13 protein-coding genes and 1 pseudogene are annotated in these 16078 nt (G+C 68.3%); 7 read left to right on the plus strand and 7 right to left on the minus strand.

Annotated elements, in window-relative coordinates; translation table 11 throughout:
• Nucleotides 1-36: 36 nt before the first annotated feature.
• The 4 genes from ACOGXQ_RS04705 to npdG form a co-directional block, all read right to left on the minus strand.
• Nucleotides 37-630 carry a CDP-alcohol phosphatidyltransferase family protein gene (locus tag ACOGXQ_RS04705; protein ID WP_419946288.1) on the minus strand — a complete coding sequence of 198 codons (594 nt, stop codon included), beginning with the start codon at nucleotides 628-630 and terminating at the stop codon, nucleotides 37-39.
• Between the two features lie 2 nt (nucleotides 631-632).
• On the minus strand, nucleotides 633-1229 hold the full coding sequence (locus ACOGXQ_RS04710; protein WP_419946289.1) for a hypothetical protein: 597 nt from the start codon (nucleotides 1227-1229) through the stop codon (nucleotides 633-635).
• 290 nt (nucleotides 1230-1519) lie between these two features.
• The gene (locus ACOGXQ_RS04715) at nucleotides 1520-2638 is read right to left on the minus strand and encodes a cysteine--tRNA ligase (protein ID WP_419946290.1); all 1119 of its coding nucleotides are present in this window, start codon (nucleotides 2636-2638) and stop codon (nucleotides 1520-1522) included.
• A gap of 35 nt (nucleotides 2639-2673) precedes the next feature.
• Nucleotides 2674-3480 (minus strand): NADPH-dependent F420 reductase, encoded by an 807-nt coding sequence (npdG, locus tag ACOGXQ_RS04720; protein ID WP_419946291.1) that lies wholly within the window; start codon nucleotides 3478-3480, stop codon nucleotides 2674-2676.
• A gap of 140 nt (nucleotides 3481-3620) precedes the next feature.
• Here npdG and fabI point away from each other — a divergent pair, with 140 nt between their 5' ends.
• The gene (fabI, locus tag ACOGXQ_RS04725; protein ID WP_419946292.1) at nucleotides 3621-4400 is read left to right on the plus strand and encodes an enoyl-ACP reductase FabI; all 780 of its coding nucleotides are present in this window, start codon (nucleotides 3621-3623) and stop codon (nucleotides 4398-4400) included.
• A 4-nt stretch (nucleotides 4401-4404) separates the two neighbouring features.
• A complete protein-coding gene (locus ACOGXQ_RS04730; protein ID WP_419946293.1) occupies nucleotides 4405-4590 on the plus strand; it encodes a hypothetical protein in 186 nt (61 codons plus the stop codon).
• Between the two features lie 80 nt (nucleotides 4591-4670).
• Here the strand turns inward: ACOGXQ_RS04730 and ACOGXQ_RS04735 are convergent, their stop codons facing one another.
• Both ACOGXQ_RS04735 and ACOGXQ_RS04740 read right to left on the minus strand, forming a co-directional pair.
• A complete protein-coding gene (locus ACOGXQ_RS04735; RefSeq protein WP_419946294.1) occupies nucleotides 4671-5756 on the minus strand; it encodes a hemolysin family protein in 1086 nt (361 codons plus the stop codon).
• The gene (locus ACOGXQ_RS04740) at nucleotides 5753-7087 is read right to left on the minus strand and encodes a hemolysin family protein (RefSeq protein WP_419946295.1); all 1335 of its coding nucleotides are present in this window, start codon (nucleotides 7085-7087) and stop codon (nucleotides 5753-5755) included. Before ACOGXQ_RS04740 ends, ACOGXQ_RS04735 begins: the two co-directional genes overlap by 4 nt.
• Nucleotides 7088-7313: 226 nt before the next feature.
• On the opposite strand from ACOGXQ_RS04740, the gene ACOGXQ_RS04745 reads away from it, so the two are divergent.
• From ACOGXQ_RS04745 to ACOGXQ_RS04765, 5 genes and pseudogenes are all read left to right on the plus strand, one after another.
• Nucleotides 7314-9281: an ABC transporter ATP-binding protein gene (locus tag ACOGXQ_RS04745; protein WP_419946296.1), complete on the plus strand. Its 1968-nt coding sequence runs from the start codon at nucleotides 7314-7316 to the stop codon at nucleotides 9279-9281.
• Nucleotides 9275-11524, plus strand: a complete 2250-nt coding sequence (locus tag ACOGXQ_RS04750) for an ABC transporter ATP-binding protein (RefSeq protein WP_419946297.1) — start codon at nucleotides 9275-9277, stop codon at nucleotides 11522-11524. Before ACOGXQ_RS04745 ends, ACOGXQ_RS04750 begins: the two co-directional genes overlap by 7 nt.
• Nucleotides 11521-12312, plus strand: coding sequence for an ABC transporter ATP-binding protein (locus tag ACOGXQ_RS04755; protein ID WP_419946298.1), 792 nt, complete (start codon nucleotides 11521-11523; stop codon nucleotides 12310-12312). Before ACOGXQ_RS04750 ends, ACOGXQ_RS04755 begins: the two co-directional genes overlap by 4 nt.
• Nucleotides 12313-12443: 131 nt before the next feature.
• A complete protein-coding gene (locus ACOGXQ_RS04760) occupies nucleotides 12444-12695 on the plus strand; it encodes a hypothetical protein (protein ID WP_419946299.1) in 252 nt (83 codons plus the stop codon).
• Nucleotide 12696: 1 nt separating this feature from the next.
• Nucleotides 12697-12909: pseudogene (locus ACOGXQ_RS04765) on the plus strand (LLM class flavin-dependent oxidoreductase); the annotation flags it as partial.
• Nucleotides 12910-13256: 347 nt separating this feature from the next.
• Here ACOGXQ_RS04765 and ACOGXQ_RS04770 read toward each other — a convergent pair.
• Nucleotides 13257-15767 (minus strand): cadherin-like beta sandwich domain-containing protein, encoded by a 2511-nt coding sequence (locus ACOGXQ_RS04770; protein WP_419946300.1) that lies wholly within the window; start codon nucleotides 15765-15767, stop codon nucleotides 13257-13259.
• Nucleotides 15768-16078: the final 311 nt, after the last annotated feature.

Below are 16078 nucleotides of genomic sequence, written 5' to 3' on the forward strand. Positions count from 1 at the left end.
CCCTGTCCCGCCATGCAAAGCGGCGTGGCGCGGTGCTCACTTCGATGTGTCGGCGCTGGCCTGCCGCCACACCTTCACGAAGCGGGTCACCGCGGTCACGGTCGAGAGCGCCAGCAAGACCCACAGCAGTGGGATGAGCAGCACCTCGAACGCCACGGCCACCGCCAGCACCACTGTGCGCTCAGCCCGCTCCATCAGCCCGCCCTTGGCCAAGAAACCCAGCAGCTCGGCCTTGGCTCGCTCGTAGGAGATCACGGCGCTTACGCCCAGCACGGCCATCGGCAGCACTGCCCACTGCGCGCCGTGCTCGGAGGCCAAGTACCAGGCGATGCCGCCGAGCAGCAGCCCGTCGGTGACTCGATCGGCCGTCGAGTCGAAGAAGGCGCCACGGCTCGACGAGGTCCCCCGGGCGACGGCCACCGGCCCGTCGAGAAGATCGGACAGCGCAGTGAGCACCAGCAGCACGGTGCCCCAGACGAGGCGACCCGCGCCGATGGCGACGGCACTTGCAGCAGCCATCACCAACCCGAACCCGGTGAGCACGTCCGCGCTCAGTCCGATCGCGGCAAGGCTGCGCCCGATCGGCGCCGTGACGCTGTCGACGCCTTTGCGGAACATGCCGTCGAACATCGTCAGCCCCCGTCGGGGGTGGTGGCGTCAGAACCCGGCTGTCCCTCGGCGGCGGCATAATCGGCATCGGTCTCAGCACCGGCATCGGCAACGGGTCCCGACGCTGTGGAGATCCAAGTCTCGGGATTGTCCTCCACCCAGTGCTCGAGCACCGAGCCGTTCAGTGCGTCCACCAGCACGAGACCTCGCTGTGCCGGCGGATCCTCGGCCGAGTACACGAGCACCCGCCATGTGGGGCGGCTCAGCCAGCCCCGCCAGCCGAGCTGGGCGCTGGCGTGGCCCACCGCGAAGCCCACATCGGCCGTCGCCGCCACGAGCGCCTCGTTCTCGTTGACGGCGAATCGGCGACCGGCGGCGTACTGGTAGAGGCCGAAGAGCGCGAGCAGCACACCGCCGGCGGTGACACCACTGTTGAGGAGCACAGCACCGGAATCAGCAGCCAGCGCCGCCGTGGCGGCCCAGACGCCCGCAGCGAAACACAGCGCGCCGGTGATGCGCCTGCGGGAATTGTCGGGGAACTTGTAGGCGCCGACGAAGCCCCGGTCGAGATCTGCGGGCAGCTCGTCGCGCACCTCACCGAGTTCTTCGGGCTCGGTCATCGGGGCCAACGCTACCGGCGCCCTCACGTCGGCCCTGCTGCCCTATAGCCAGCGAGACAACATCGACCGGGGCCGACTGCAGCACGGCGCTAGGGTGCGTCGCGGGTTTCGTTGCACAATGCGCTGGTCCTCTGAACTGCGCGAACAACGGGTGGTGCCCCGCGAGCAAGCCTCAGACATGCCACCAGGGTGCCGAAGGGACTGGCCCGCTGGCTCTGCCAAGCGACACAGCGAACCCGCCCTCTCCTGAATGACGAGACACGAATGGGCACTTCGTTCTGTGCAGAAGCCTACAAAGCGACGCCCAGCAGCGCCGCTGCGTCGCTGACCGGCTCGCCGGCATCTGCGGCAGCGTCGATCTCAGCCAGTGCACCCGGCGCGTCCAGATCGTCGTCGAGTCGTGCTCGCACACGTGACAGAGCGCCGTCGCCGCGGCCCGCGGTTCGCCAGCGCTCCAGCCGGTGAGCCGCTTCGGCAACCCGGCTCTCGGTCCAGTCCCAGTCGGAGCGGTAGTGCGCGCCCAGCAGCGCCAGCCGCACCGCCATGGACTCCCATCGCTCTCGCAGGTCGGCAACGAAGACGAGGTTCCCGGCCGACTTGGACATCTTGGCCCCGTCGTGGCGCACCATCGATGTGTGCATCCAGTGGCGCACGAACTGGTGGCCTGTCGCGGCTTCGGACTGTGCCCGGGAGCATTCGTGATGGGGGAACACCAAGTCGCTGCCGCCGCCGTGCACATCGATCGTCTCGCCGAGATGCGTCAGCGCCAGCGCCGAGCACTCGACATGCCAGCCGGGCCGGCCCGGGCCCCACAGCGACGACCATTGCGGTTCGTCCCGCTCAGCCGGCTGCCACAGCACGAAGTCCAGCGGGTGGCGCTTGTGGGGGTCGTCGGGCCGGCCGCCGCGGCGACGGGCCGTGCGGATCATCTCGTCACGGCTCAGCCGGCACAGGCTGCCGAAGGACGGCGCCGTGGAGATGTCGAAGTACACGCCGTCCCCGCTGCGGTAGGCGTGGCCGCTTTCGAGCAGCCGGCCGATCAGCCGGCGGATGTCCGGGATGGCAGAGGTGGCCCGGGGCTCGCTGTCGGCCGGCAGCAGGCCGAGCGCGTCCATGTCCGCATCGAAGGCGGCCAGCGATCCCGCGGCCAAGTCCAGGTAGTGCACGCCGCCCGCACGAGCCCGCGCCAGCAGATCGTCGTCGACGTCGGTGATGTTGCGCACGCAGCGTGTGCGCGCCCCCTGGTCTCGCAGCCGCCGCTGCAGCACGTCGTAGGCCAGGAAGGTCGCGGCGTGGCCGACATGGGTGGCGTCGTAGGGGGTGATGCCGCAGACGTACATCCGAACGGTCTCGCCGGGAACTGCACGAAGCGGCACGACAGCCCCCTGCTGAGTGTCGTACAGATCCATCGCTCTGAGCCCAACCAGAGCCCGAGCCGCCGGGTTCAGTCCCCGACGGTCTCGGCGGCGGCCGGAGCCGCCTCGGCGCTGCTGGGACCGCCGCCCAGCACGCTGATCGGCACATGGTCGAGGCCGACCAGACGGAGCGCCACCCGGGTCCGGTAGCGGGTGTTGAGCTGCATCAGCACCGCGGTGAATGCCTCGATGGCCGTGGCGTTGGACAGGTTCCCGCAGTCGAGCGCGCGAGCGCCGGGCATGCGGTCGACGATCTCGGCGATGTGCCAGGTGGCCTCGCGGTGATCGCTGCAGATGAGGATGTCGCCGTGCACGGGCTCGTCGAGGTTGCCCAACTCGGTCGCCGGCACATGCTGCAACGCGGCGGCGACCCGCGAATCGGGCAGGGTGGCCTGCACCGAGGCGGCCACCGAGCCACGGGGCGGGATGAGCGGCACGAACTCGTCATCCACCCTGGCCAACGCATTGGACATCGTCGCCACGACTTTGCCCCGCAGGTGCTCGGCCACGCCGCGCGCCGTGATGGCAGCGGCGTCCCACGGGGTCGCGATCACCACCGTGGGCTCGGTGGCGGCGAGGCTGTTGGCGCCGGGGTGAATGCGGAGATCCCGATCGGGCCAGCGGTCGATGATGTTGTCGACCACCTCCATCGACCGGTACTTCGAGCGCGAGCCCAAGGTCACCTCGCAGCCGATGTCGGCCAGCCGGGCCGCCAGCGCTGCGCCGGCCGGGCCGGTGCCGCCGATGATGCCGAGACGGGTCGGCTCGCCGACAGTGCCCGAGGCCGCTGCGGCAATCCCGCCTGCAGTTCCGTTGCCTGTCGCATCCGCCGGCACGTCCGTCACGCTACTGGCGTGCTCTTGGGTTACGGGAGCGATTGCCGCCGGGCGCTGCAGCAGTAGCGTCCCCCGGAGGAATGCACGTCAGGAACAGCACGTCAGGCTGCTGAGCCGTGAACGGGAGCGGAGGCACGCCGATGGCCGGAGACGGAATCGTGGCAGGCAAGAAGTTCCTCATCACCGGCGTGCTGACCGACGCCTCGCTGGCGTTCAACGTGGCCCGCCTCGCCCAGGAACAGGGCGCCGAGGTGGTGCTCACGGGCGCCGGCCGGGGCTTGCGGCTGACTGAGCGCACCGCTCGCAAGCTCCCCGAGCCCTGCGATGTGCTGGCCTGCGACGTCACCGTCCCCGACGAGATCGAAGCTGTGCGCGCCGATCTCGAGCAGCGCTGGGGCAGCCTGGATGGCCTGCTGCATGCCATCGGTTTCGCTCCCGAGAGCTGCCTCGGCGGCAGCTTTCTCGATGCCCCTTGGGACGATGTGGCTACCGCGGTGCACATCTCCGCATACAGCCTGGCCGGGCTGAGCGCGCCGATGGCACCGCTGCTGGCCGCAGCAAAGGGATCAGTGGTGGGCCTTACCTTCGATGCCAGCGTCGCGTGGCCCGTCTATGACTGGATGGGCGTGGCCAAGGCCGCCCTCGAGTCGACTGCCCGTTATCTGGCCAAGTCGCTGGGTCCCCAAGGCATTCGTGTGAACTTGGTCTCGGCCGGGCCGATCCGAACGATGGCTGCCAAGTCGATCCCCGGATTCGCCGAATTCGAAGACGCCTGGGTCAAGCGTGCACCGCTGGGGTGGGACATCAACGACAGCGAGGCGGTGGCCCGCAGCACGCTGGTGCTGATGTCGGACTGGTTCGGCGGCACCACCGGCGAGATCGTGCACGTGGACGGCGGCTACCACGCCATCGGCGCCTAGCAGGATGCTGAAATATGCGGGTGCGGGTGCGGGTGATCACCGGTCTGGGAGCGGGCGGCCCGGCGACGCAGCGCAGGCTGTCGAACCGCAGCATCGAGAGCTGGGCGGCGAGCAGCGCCTCGCGGGCTGCAATCCCGCCGCACGCCACATCGACCTCGACGCCGACGGCGAGATCGTCGGCATGAGCTGAACGGAGCAGCCGTTGCACGCATTCCTCACCTCGGACCGTTCGCCGAGCTTCCTGAACACACTGCTTGTGGGACCCGCTCGTCAAGGCAGCCTCTCTTCGACGCCGTCATCAGGCTCGCCGATCAGGCGGCGCAGCAGATCATCCAGCGCGAACACTCCCAGCGTTCGACCCGCTGCGTCGGCCACCACGGCCAGATGGATACGCCTGCGCTGCATGACTCGCAGCGCCTCATCGAGCGTTGCGTCGGGACTGAAGCGAAGCATCCGGCGGACCAAGCCTCGTCCAGGTTGACGGTCGGCAGCGACGATTTGGTCAGCCTCCGCGAGATCGCGGGCGTCGCGCACGGCTGACGTCGCCAAGTCATTGCTGTGCAACATTCCTCGCACATCGTCGGGTCCGTCGCCGAGCACAACCAGCCGCGACCGGCCGGTGCGGGCGAACTGCTGCTCGACCTCGGTGACCGGATCAGCCAGGCGCACGGCGGCGACTGCGCCCGCCGGGGCCATGATCTCGCTCACCTTCGCTGCCTCGAACCGCATGGCTCGCTCCAGCAGTGCCACGTCTGTCGGTGCGATATGGCCCTCGGCCAGCGAATCACGTGCCATGAGCGTCAGCTCGGCGGGTGTCGCCACATCGGCCAGCTCCGTCGTCGGCTCGACGCGCAGCATCCGGGTCAAGCCGTTCGCCACCCACTGCAGCGCCCGAGCGATCGGACGGAAGACGGCGAGATACGCGGCCATGGGGCGGGCCAGCACGAGCAGCGTGCGCTCAGGTCCGATGAGCGCCAGGTTCTTGGGCACCATCTCGCCGAACACCATGTGCAGCACCGTCACGATGCCCAGCCCGACGCCGAAGCCGATGGCGTGCAGAACGGCATCGGGGATCTCGACGATCCCGTGCACTGCCCGCTCGATGAGGCCGGCGATGGCCGGCTCTGTGAGGCGCCCGACGGCGAGCGAGCACAGCGTGATGCCAAGCTGCGCTCCCCCGAGGGTGGTCAGCACGTCGGACTGCATGCGCTGCGCCGCCAGCGCCGAGCGCTTGCCGGTCGCCGCTTGGCTGTCCACGGCGGCGCGCTTCGCGCCGATGAGGCCGAACTCGATCGCGACGAATGCGCCGTTGAACACAATGAGCACGAGGCCCACGGCGATGGCCAGCGTGGTCACGACGCGTCGCCCGCCCCGGCTGCGCTGTCGCCGGCGGCCTCAGGCGGTGGGCTGACGCGCACCTCGGCCACCCGAAGCCCGTCGGTTCGGGTGACGTCGAGGCGCCAGCCGTTCCAGATGGCGACTGCCCCCGCCGAGGGGATCTCGCCCAAGCGCTCCAGCACGAAGCCCGCCAGCGTCTCATACGGACCCGGCGGGGCCACCAGACCAGCGGCCTCCTCGAGTTCGTCAAGGGTGGCGGTGCCCGTGAGCGTCACCGGCTGGCCCGGTCGCCGGGAGGTGAGCGCAGCGGGCTCGTCGAACTCGTCGGCGATGTCGCCCACGAGCTCCTCGGCGATGTCCTCCCGGGTGAGCACCCCTGCGGTGCCGCCGTGCTCGTCCACCACCACGCACAGCCGGCAGTCGGACCCAGCCATGTCGGCCAGGACGCCGTCGAGCTTGCGGCTCTCGGCCACGGCCACCACGGGGCGCATGATGAACTCCACCGATGTCTGTGCTCGCTCGCCGGCATCGACGCGGAAGATGTCGCGCACCTCGGCAACGCCCAGCACGTCGTCGGAGCTCGTGCCGAGGACCGGGAATCGAGAGTGGCCGCTGGTGCGCGCCAGCTCCGCCAGTTCCGCCAAGGACGCTGCGGCGCCGATGGCCGACATCGCCGTGCGCGGCGTCAGCGCGTCGGCTGCGTCCTTGCGACCGAGGCGCAGGGTTCGCACCAGCAGGTCGGCCTGGCTGTCGCTGAGCGTCCGCTCACGCGACGAGCGCACCACGTACTCCAGCTCGTCGCGGGTGCGCACGATGCGCAGTTCCTCGGTGGGTTCGAGACCGAGGCCTCGCACTGTGGCGTTGGCGATGCCGTTGAACAGCAGCGTGATCGGCGCGGCGATCGTCCCGTAAAGGCGCAGGATCGGCGCCAACGCCAGGCTGGTCCCCAGCGGGCGCGACACAGCGAGGTTCTTCGGGAGCAGCTCGCCGAAGACCATCTGGATGGCGGCAGCCAGCGCGATGGCCACGACGGCGACCGCTCCGGCCGATGCCAACGTCTCGCCCCAGCCGCCCAGCGACCATTCGATCAGGCCGCCGATGGTGTCCTCCGCGATGATGCCGAGCACCAGCGAGGTGAGCGTGATGCCGAGCTGGGCGCCGGCCAGATGAAAGTTGAGCCGTCGCAGCAGCGCACGCACCCCGCGCGCCCGCCGCTGCCCTTGGCCTGCCAGAACGTCGACCTGGGAGGTGTCGACGGCGAGCAGGCAGAATTCGCCTGCCACGTACACGCCGTTCAAGACAATGAGCGCGACGACGATTCCGAGTCCTGCGATGAGTCCCAGCGTCATGCCGGTGCCGTGCACCCCCGAGCGCCCCAGTGGCTGTGTGTACGGTACCGGTTCGCCCCGGCTCGGCCCTTGGCAGGTGCGCTGATCGACGGAGGTTCCCGTTGCGCCACCCTTGTCTCACGCTCTTGCTCCCGATCCCGATCCCGATCCGATATGGGTTCACGGGCCGCTCGGGCCACGGCTTCGCCTCGGCTCAGCCTCTGGGGGCGGCGGTAGCCTCGCCGGGATGCGGGTAGGCCCACCGACTGCGCCCGCGGAGTCCGCTGCGCAGCCCGATCCCGACACAGCGCATGATGCCGAGTGGATCAGAGCCGACTCATCGCTGAGCTGGATCCGGCGGCTCGGGCCGCTGCTGCGACGTCAACGGGCGCGCATCGTCGTCGCGGTGATCGCGGCCATCTTGGCGACCGGCGCTGGGGCCGTTGCGCCGAGAGTGGCCGGCTACGCCGTGGACGCGGCAGTGCCCGGTCCCGACGGCACCCGCTCGGGCTCGCTGTGGGCGTTCGTCATCGTCCTGGTGGGGCTCGGACTCGCCCGCGGCATCTTCACCTACCTCTACCGCAACGGGCTCTTCTCGATGGGCCACCGGGTGGAGTTCCAGCTGCGCACGCTGCTCTTCGCTCACCTCAGCCGGCTGTCGTTCGCGTTCTACGACCGGGTGCAGACCGGCGAGATCATCTCCCGCTCCAACTCCGACATCCGCTCCGTGCAGATGTATCTGGCCTTCGCACCGATCGTGTCGATCCAGCTGCTGAGCTTCGTGGTGGCGATCTCGGTCATGGCGTGGATCAGCCTGCCGCTCACCGCCATCACGATGCTGATCATGCCCGCCGTCTATGTGCTGGGCCAGCGGCTGCGCCACATCATGTTCCCGCTGTCGTGGATCATCCAGTCGCGCAACGCCGAGGTCGCCACCGTGACCCACGAGAGCGTGAACGGTGTGCGTGTCGTGAAGGCCTTCGCCGCGGAAGGCCGGCAGGTATCCGAGATGGCTCTGGCAGCTCAACGGCTGCGCTGGGCCAACATGCTGCAGCACAACACGAGGGCGCACTACACGCCGATCATCGAGAATCTCCCGCGTCTGGCGATGGCGATGGTGCTGCTGGCCGGCGGGCACCTGATCATCGGCGACTCGCTCTCTGTCGGCGATCTGGCCACCTTCTACCTGTACATCCTGCTCCTGCAGGCGCCGTTCCGCTTCATCGGGATGCTGTTCATCTTCGGCCAGCGGGCCAAGGCTTCTGCGGAACGCGTCTTCCAAGTGCTTGATGAGCCGGTGCTGGTCGCGGACCGCCCAAGCGCTGTCGATCTGCCTCTGCGACGGGAAACAGGGCCTGGCGGGCCTGCGGGCATGGAGGTGCGATTCGACAATGTGCGGTTCGCCTACGGCACCGAGACGGTCGGCGGCGTAGCGGGAACTGCTAGCGCCGAACGCGACGCGCCGCTGGTCTTCGACGGGCTGGACCTGCGCATCGGCGGCGGCGAGCGGGTTGCGATCGTCGGGCGGACCGGCTGCGGCAAGTCGACACTCGCCCGGCTGCTGATGCGCTTCTACAGCCTCGGCGGCGGCGCGATCTCCGTCGACGGTCACGACGTGAACGACCTCACCGGCGACAGCCTGCGCCGGGCCGTCGGCCTCGTGCCCGACGAGCCGTTCCTGTTCTCGGCCAGCATTCACGACAACATCGCCTACGCACGACCCGATGCCGCTCGGTCCGAGGTGGTTGCCGCCGCCACCGCAGCGCAGGCCCACGGGTTCATCAGCGAGCTCGACGAGGGCTACGACACGGTGGTCGGCGAGCGCGGGTACGACCTCTCGGGCGGCCAGCGCCAGCGCATCGCCATTGCACGAGCGATCCTCGCCGATCCCGCCGTGCTGATCCTCGATGACGCCACGAGCTCCATCGATGTGGCGCACGAGGCAAGGATCCACGACGCCCTCACCGGGCTGCTCGCCGACCGTACGACCATCGTCATCGCCCACCGGCTGTCCACGATCAGCTTGGCGGACCGGGTGATCTTGCTCGACGGCGGGCGGGCGGCGGCCGAAGGCACCCACGCAGAGCTGCTGGCCACCGAACCCCGCTACGCCGAGGTGCTGGCTGCAGCAGGCGACACGGCTGTCAACACAAATGGGCTCGCCCCACTCACCTCCGCCGACGACGGCACGCTCGGGAGCGGCAGATCATGGTGATGGTCGGCGGCCCGGGCCACATGGGGCCGACCGCGACGCAGGCAAGCGCGGCGGCCGGATTGCCGTTCGCCGGTGTACCGACCGAGATGCAGCAAGGCGCCAACCGACTGCTCGAACTCGAACCTGAACACCTCGAGCCGGACATCGAGTTCGACCATGTGGCTGAGCGCGCCGATCCCCGGCGGGAGCGCCCGTTCGGCCTTCGGCACCTGCTGGTGCCGCACAGCTGGGGCGTCTCGGGAGCGCTGCTGCTGCTCTGCGCGGAGACCGCGGCAATGCAGGCGGTGCCAGTGCTCTTCCAGCAGGGCATCGATCGCGGCATCCGCGCCGACGACCGCTTCGCGCTCAACATGATCGTGCTGATCTTTGTGGGCGTCGTCGCGGTGAGCATCGTGCTCAGCCGGCTGCGTCAACGCCTGAACGGGCGCATTGCCGAACAGGTCATGTTCGACCTGCGGCTGCGCCTGTTCAGCCACTACCAGCGGCTCTCGCTGGACTGGTACACGACGTCCAAGTCCGGGGTGCTGCTCAGCCGCATGACCTCAGACATGGAGTACGTGGCACTGCTCATCAACGAGGGCTTCGTGAACCTGCTGATCCAGGTGCTCACGGTAGGCGTCGTCACGGTGGTGCTGTTCACCTACAACCCGCTCTTGGCAGTGATCCTGCTCGGGGGGGTCATCCCGCCGCTGGTGGCGCTGACGTTGTGGTTCCGGGCGCGCAGCGAGGCGGGCTACGCCGAGATCCGCGACCGCATCGCCGACGTGCTGGCCGACCTGTCCGAGAACTTGGCGGGGATCCGGGTGATCGCGGCAACAGGGCGGCGCTTGGAGAACGCCATGCGGCACCGCAAGGTGACCGCCCGTTTCCGCGACGCCAACCTGTCCATGTCCAGGGTGCAGGCGATCTACGGGCCCAGCACCGAGGCGATCGGCATTGCCGCACAGGGACTGGTGCTGGCGATCGGCGGGGCGATGGTGCTGGACGGCAGCCTCACCGTCGGGGAGCTGGGCGCGTTCGTGCTGTATGTCACGACGTTCTTCGCCCCGATCCAGCAGCTCGCGCAGCTCTACAGCACCTACCAGCAGGGCCAGTCCGGTCTCCGCAAGATCAGCCAGGTCCTGGCGACACAGCCGACCCTGCGACAGCGTCCCGGCGCGGCCGAGCTGCCACCCATCAGCGGTCACATCCGGCTCGAGAACGTGTCGTTCGCCTACGACGACGATGCTGCGACAGCTGAGGAGAACGGCGACGAGACGGGTGGGAGCGGCGGTACTGGCGGGAACGGCGGGACCCGTGCCGTTGGCGCTGCAAGGATGCCTGCGGGTGCCGTGGGAGCAGCGTTCGATCCGGTGGCGATGCCTTCTATGAGCAACGGTTCTGGGGCAGGTCACGGCGTCGGTGGGGCTGGTGGCAGAGCCGATGACGGCGGCACGGGAGCTGCTCACAGCGTCGATGGCGGTGCGGCTGGGGAGGGAGGTGAGCTGGCGGACGACGACCCTCCGGAGGTGTTGAGCGAGGTCGACCTGGAGATCCGCCCGGGCGAGACGTTCGCGCTGGTCGGGCCGACGGGCGCCGGCAAGAGCACGATCGCGAAGCTGATCATCCGCTTCTACGACCCGACCGACGGGCGCATCACCATCGACGGCTGGGACTTGCGCGAGGTGACGCTGTCGTCGCTGCGCAACCAGCTGGGGGTAGTTCCGCAGGAGCCGTTCCTGTTCCACGGCACCATCCGCGACAACGTGGCGTTCGGCATGCGCGACCGTGCCGGGCGTGCGGGGCGCGACAGTGACACGCAACTCGACGCCGACATCGATGCGGCGCTCGACCTGGTCGGTCTGCGCCGCTTGATTGACAGCCTGCCCGAGGGTGCAGACACTCAGGTGCACGAGCGGGGCGTGTCGCTGTCAGCCGGCGAGCGGCAGCTGCTGGCGCTGGCCCGGGCGTTTGTGGCACGGCCCCGGGTGATCGTGCTCGACGAGGCCACCTCCAGCGTGGACCTCAGCACCGAGGCCGAGATCGAGGGCGCGCTGGACCTGTTGCTCGAGGGCCGCACGGCCGTGCTGATCGCGCACCGGCTGGCGACGGCGATGCGTGCTGACCGGATCGCGGTCATCGACGAGGGCGGCGTGTTGGAGTTGGGTGCCCACGACGAACTGGTCGCGCTCGGCGGTCGCTATGCCGAGATGTACGCCACCTGGGTGTCTCACACCGGCGAGGGCGGGCGAGGTCGCCCGTGAGCGAGCGCTCGACCGTTTCGCTGCGCAACGTGTCGGTCGTGTATGACGGCACCACCGTGCTGGGTCCGCTCGACTGGGACATCGCACCACATGAGCGGTGGATCGTGCTCGGACCCAACGGGTCAGGCAAGACCAGCTTGATCAAGGTCCTGTCGCTGTACCGCTTTCCCACCACCGGTACCGTGGAGGTGCTCGGTGAGCGGTGGGGTGCGGTGGATGTGCGCGAGCACCGTCGGCGCATCGGACTCGCGAGCTCGTCGCTGCGAGACCAGTTCCGGCCCGACATCAGCGCCCTCGACATCGTGGTGACAGCGCGTTTCGCTGCGCTGGAGATCTGGTGGCACAGCTATTCCGATGCTGACCGGTCGAACGCTCGGGCATGCCTCGAGCGGGTGGGGGCTGGTCGGCTGGCTGATCGAGCGTTCGCCACCCTGTCGTCGGGCGAGCAGCAGCGGGTGCAGTTGGCCCGCACGCTGATGGGCCATCCCGAACTGCTGCTGCTGGACGAGCCGACGGCCGGTCTGGATTTGGCCGGCCGCGAGCAGCTCGTGGCCAGTCTCGAATCGCTGGCCGCGGACCCCGACACGCCGGCGACTGTGCTGGTCACCCACCACACCGACGAGATTCCGCCGTCGTTCACTCACTGCCTGCTGCTGCGCGACGGCGTGCCGCTGACATGTGGAGCGCTGGACGAGGTGCTGACGGCGGAGTCGCTGTCGGAGTGCTTCTCGCACAAGCTCCGGCTCGAGCAACGCGACGGACGCTGGCTCTCCTGGGCCGTCAGCTAGCAGGATGCTGAAAAAGTCGGTTTTCGGGCGGTGCCCAGTTGCAAACCCGCAGGTCAGGGGCTTGCAACGCCGATCCGTACCCCATCGCCGCACAGCTGCGCGAGGACCACCCCGTTTTCTATGCCGCCGAGATGGGCCACGTCGTGGTGACGCGGATGGCCGACATCGAGGCGGTGTTCCTGGATCCCGACACGTATGCCTCGTCCAACGTGCAGGACCCGATCTTCCCCTTGGCGCCCGAAGCGGCAGACGTGCTGGCGGCGGCCGACTACGACCCCCAGGCCGTCATGTCCAACCGGGCGGAGCCAGATCACGGGCGCATCCGGGTCCACACCCGGGCCGGTTTCTCGGTGCGACGCCTGCGGAACGGCAAGGCGGCGTGACATGAGGCTTGCGACAGGGGTCGGCTACTGGGCGGCTGGTCCGCCGCCGGATGCGTTGGAGACGCTGCTGCTCGCCGAGCAGCTCGGCTTTCATTCGTTCTGGACGGCGGAGGCGTACGGCTCGGACGCGCTGACGCCGTTGGCGTGGTGGGGCAGTCACACCGAGCGCATCGGCCTGGGCACCGGGATCATCCAGATCTCCGCGCGCACGCCTGCCCGACGAGATCTCCGAAGGCGCCCGGCGGGGAGCGCTGCTCGGCTAGGTAGGCAGCCCGATCGACATCGCCAACGCCACCGTGATGCTGTGCCAAGCCGAATCCATCACCGGCCAGACCGTGGTGGTCGACGGCGGCAACCCCGCCGCCATGAACTTCGGCTGAGCCGCCCGCACGCTGTGAGCTAGATGGTTGGTTCCAAGGGGTGTGGTCCGCCGCGCCTTAAGCCTTGACAGGCAGCGCGGATTGATCGGTGCGGGTGGGTTGGCCGTCCACGGATCGCCTGGTTTCCCGGTGTATTTGTCGGGTTGTCATGTGCCCGGCACCTCATGTGCCCGGCACCTCATCAGTCGTCGGCTGCGGGGGGCACGGTGACGGTGACCGTATAGGTGCGCACATCGGCGTTGTCGGTGTCCGCGTCGCCGTCGGCGTCATAGGACGACGTGACCGTGATCGTGTTGTCGCCTGCGCTGAGTGTCGCCGAGGCACCCGTGCCGGTCGTGCCGTCGGCTGCCTCCCACGCGACCGTCACCGTCGCGTCGTCCGCGAACGCCGCCGTCGCGGTCACCGTCGCCGAGGTCGTGCCCGCCGCTGCGGTGCCCTCATAGGAGAAGATGCCGGTCTGGAACACTCCGAGCTCCACCCCTGACACCGACAGCGACTTCAACGCCGCCGAGGTCGGCATGTTGTGCGCGAAGATCCGGTGGACGCCCGGATCGGAGACCCACATCGTGGTGCCATCCGACCAGATCCCGCGCGGATCGCTGATGCCTGCATCTGCCAAGGTGTCGAAGTCCAGATCAGCCTGACGGGCGCCGGTGTCGAGGTCGTAGGCGTAGATCTTGACGTCCTCGTCGTCGACCGCCCAGATGGTGTAACCGTCGGACCACAGACCACTCGGGTGCCAGTTGCCCGCTTCCAGCATCGTCTCCATGCGGATGTCCTTGTCGGCGTCGCGGGCGCCGGTGTCGAGGTTGTATGCGTAGATCCAGGCGATGACCCTGTCGGCGACCCACATGGTCGACCCGTCCGACCACAGGCCCGACGGACCCACGTTGAGTTCTCGGCACTGTCCTGATGGCCGACAGTCGCGCGAGGTGACGATGTCCTTGTCGGCGTCGCGGGCACCGCTGTCGAGGCTGTAGGCGTAGATCTTGGGTTGGCCCCCCACAACGGAAGCATCCTCGCTCAACCCGTCGTCCCACGCTCTGCAAGCGGTCCCGCCAAAGAACGGATCGCACTCGGCGGAAAGGTGGTCGGAGACCCACATGGTCGACCCATCCGACCACAGCCCCCGAGAATTCGCATTGCCTGCTGCGTCGAGCATGGAGATGTCCTTGTCGGCGTCGCGGGCACCGCTGTCGAGGCTGTAGGCGATGACCTCGTCGTCGATCGCGTCGGCGACCCACATGGTGGTGCCGTCGGACCACAGGCCGAACGTCGGTGGGTGATTGGATATCCGCCGCCGAGAGACATCAATACGGACATCACTCGGCGGATCCCAGCCGAAAGTCGCGGTGGAGGCCCGGTTCACCGTGACCGTGTAGGTCTCTTGGCTGTTGCTGTCGGCGGACTCGACGGTGACGACGATCGTGTTGGCGCCCTCAGCAAGGTCCACATCGTGGGCATCGGCCGTGTCAGTGTCGGCGTCAGCGGGGGTGATGGTCACCGAGTCGCCCGTGTTTGTGGGCGTGGCGGTGACGACCGTGGAGACGACGTCGTTGGCGACATCGGCGGAGTAACTGCCGATCTGGCTGTCGAACGTGCCGAAGTCGATGCCGCTGAGCGAGAGCGAGTCCAACAGGGACTCGGCGGTCACCGTGCCGGGGTCGAATCGGGTGCTGACGTATTGGTAGAAGAGGACGGTGTAGACCGTGGAGCTGGAGCCGTTGATGACCGTGATGGTGATGGTGTTGTAGCCGGGGTTCAGGGCGACCTGGTGCTCGTCGGTGTCGGGGTCGGCGTCGGGAGGCGAGATCGTGACCGTGGCGTTCAGGCTTTCCGTCCTCGTACGCACGGTGGTGACATAGCTCTCATTGGTGGCCGATGCGGAGAACTCACGCGGACCTTTCTGGTAGACGTATGCGCCGCTCAGTGACACGTCCCGCAGCCGCGAACTTTGCGAAAGGCTCAACATGTGGTAGGCGAACACCTTGCCGGCCCTGTTGTCGACGACGTACATGGTGGTCTGGTCGGACCAGATGCCCTTGGGACTCACATTGCCGTGGCTTCGCAGGTCTTCGAAGAACCGATTGTACGAGACGTCGCCCGTGGCGAGATCGTACGCGAAGATCGTGGCGGCCACGTCGTCAACGACCCACATAGTGGTGCCGTCGGACCACAGCGCCGCGGCCCGGTCGTTGGCGGCCCCATACAGCCTGCTGATGTCCTTGTCGGCATCGCGGGCGCCGCTGTCGAGACTGTAGGCGTAGATCTTGTTGTCCCAGTGGTCGGAGACCCACATCGTCGTTCCGTCCGACCACAGGCCCTTCGCGTTGTGGTTTCCTGCATCGTCCAGCGTGTCGATGTCCTTGTCGGCATCGCGGGCGCCGCTGTCGAGACTGTAGGCGTAGATCTTGTGGTCTTGATCGTCAGAGACCCAGATGGTGGTGCCGTCCGACCACAGGCCGTTGGCGTTGCGGTTCTCCGCATCTCGCAACGTGCCGATGTCCTTGTCGGCGTCCCGATTCCCGCTGGCGAGCTCGTACGCGAACAGGCGACCGCTGAGATCGGACACCCACGCGGTCGTGCCGTCGGACCAGATAGCACGCGGCATGGCGTTGGCCGAGTCGAGATCGAACGACTTCGGCGCATCGAGGACGGTGGCCGCCGCAGGCTGGCTGTGCACGACCGGCACCAGACCGCCCAGTACAGCAGCGACGCTGCAAACGGCCAGAATGCGCCGGGCAGTGCTGCATCCGCGTCCTCGCACTCGCCGAACACGCTGACAATCAGGGGAGTCAGGGAAGTGAGTCAAGCGCCGCTTCCTTCGTGAGATAGTTGGCTGAGACAGACCTGATCGCTGACCGACAGACCTGATCGCTGACCGGGCGACCGCAGACACGCAGCGGCCGCCCGCAACTCCAAGTGCTGCATCAATCAGGCGACGGCGATTGTAGCCAGACTGCATCAGGCAGGTGATGACTGCCACGCGCACTCCACGATTGT

The organism is Candidatus Poriferisodalis sp., from assembly GCF_965208485.1.
GTDB lineage: Bacteria > Actinomycetota > Acidimicrobiia > Acidimicrobiales > Poriferisodalaceae > Poriferisodalis.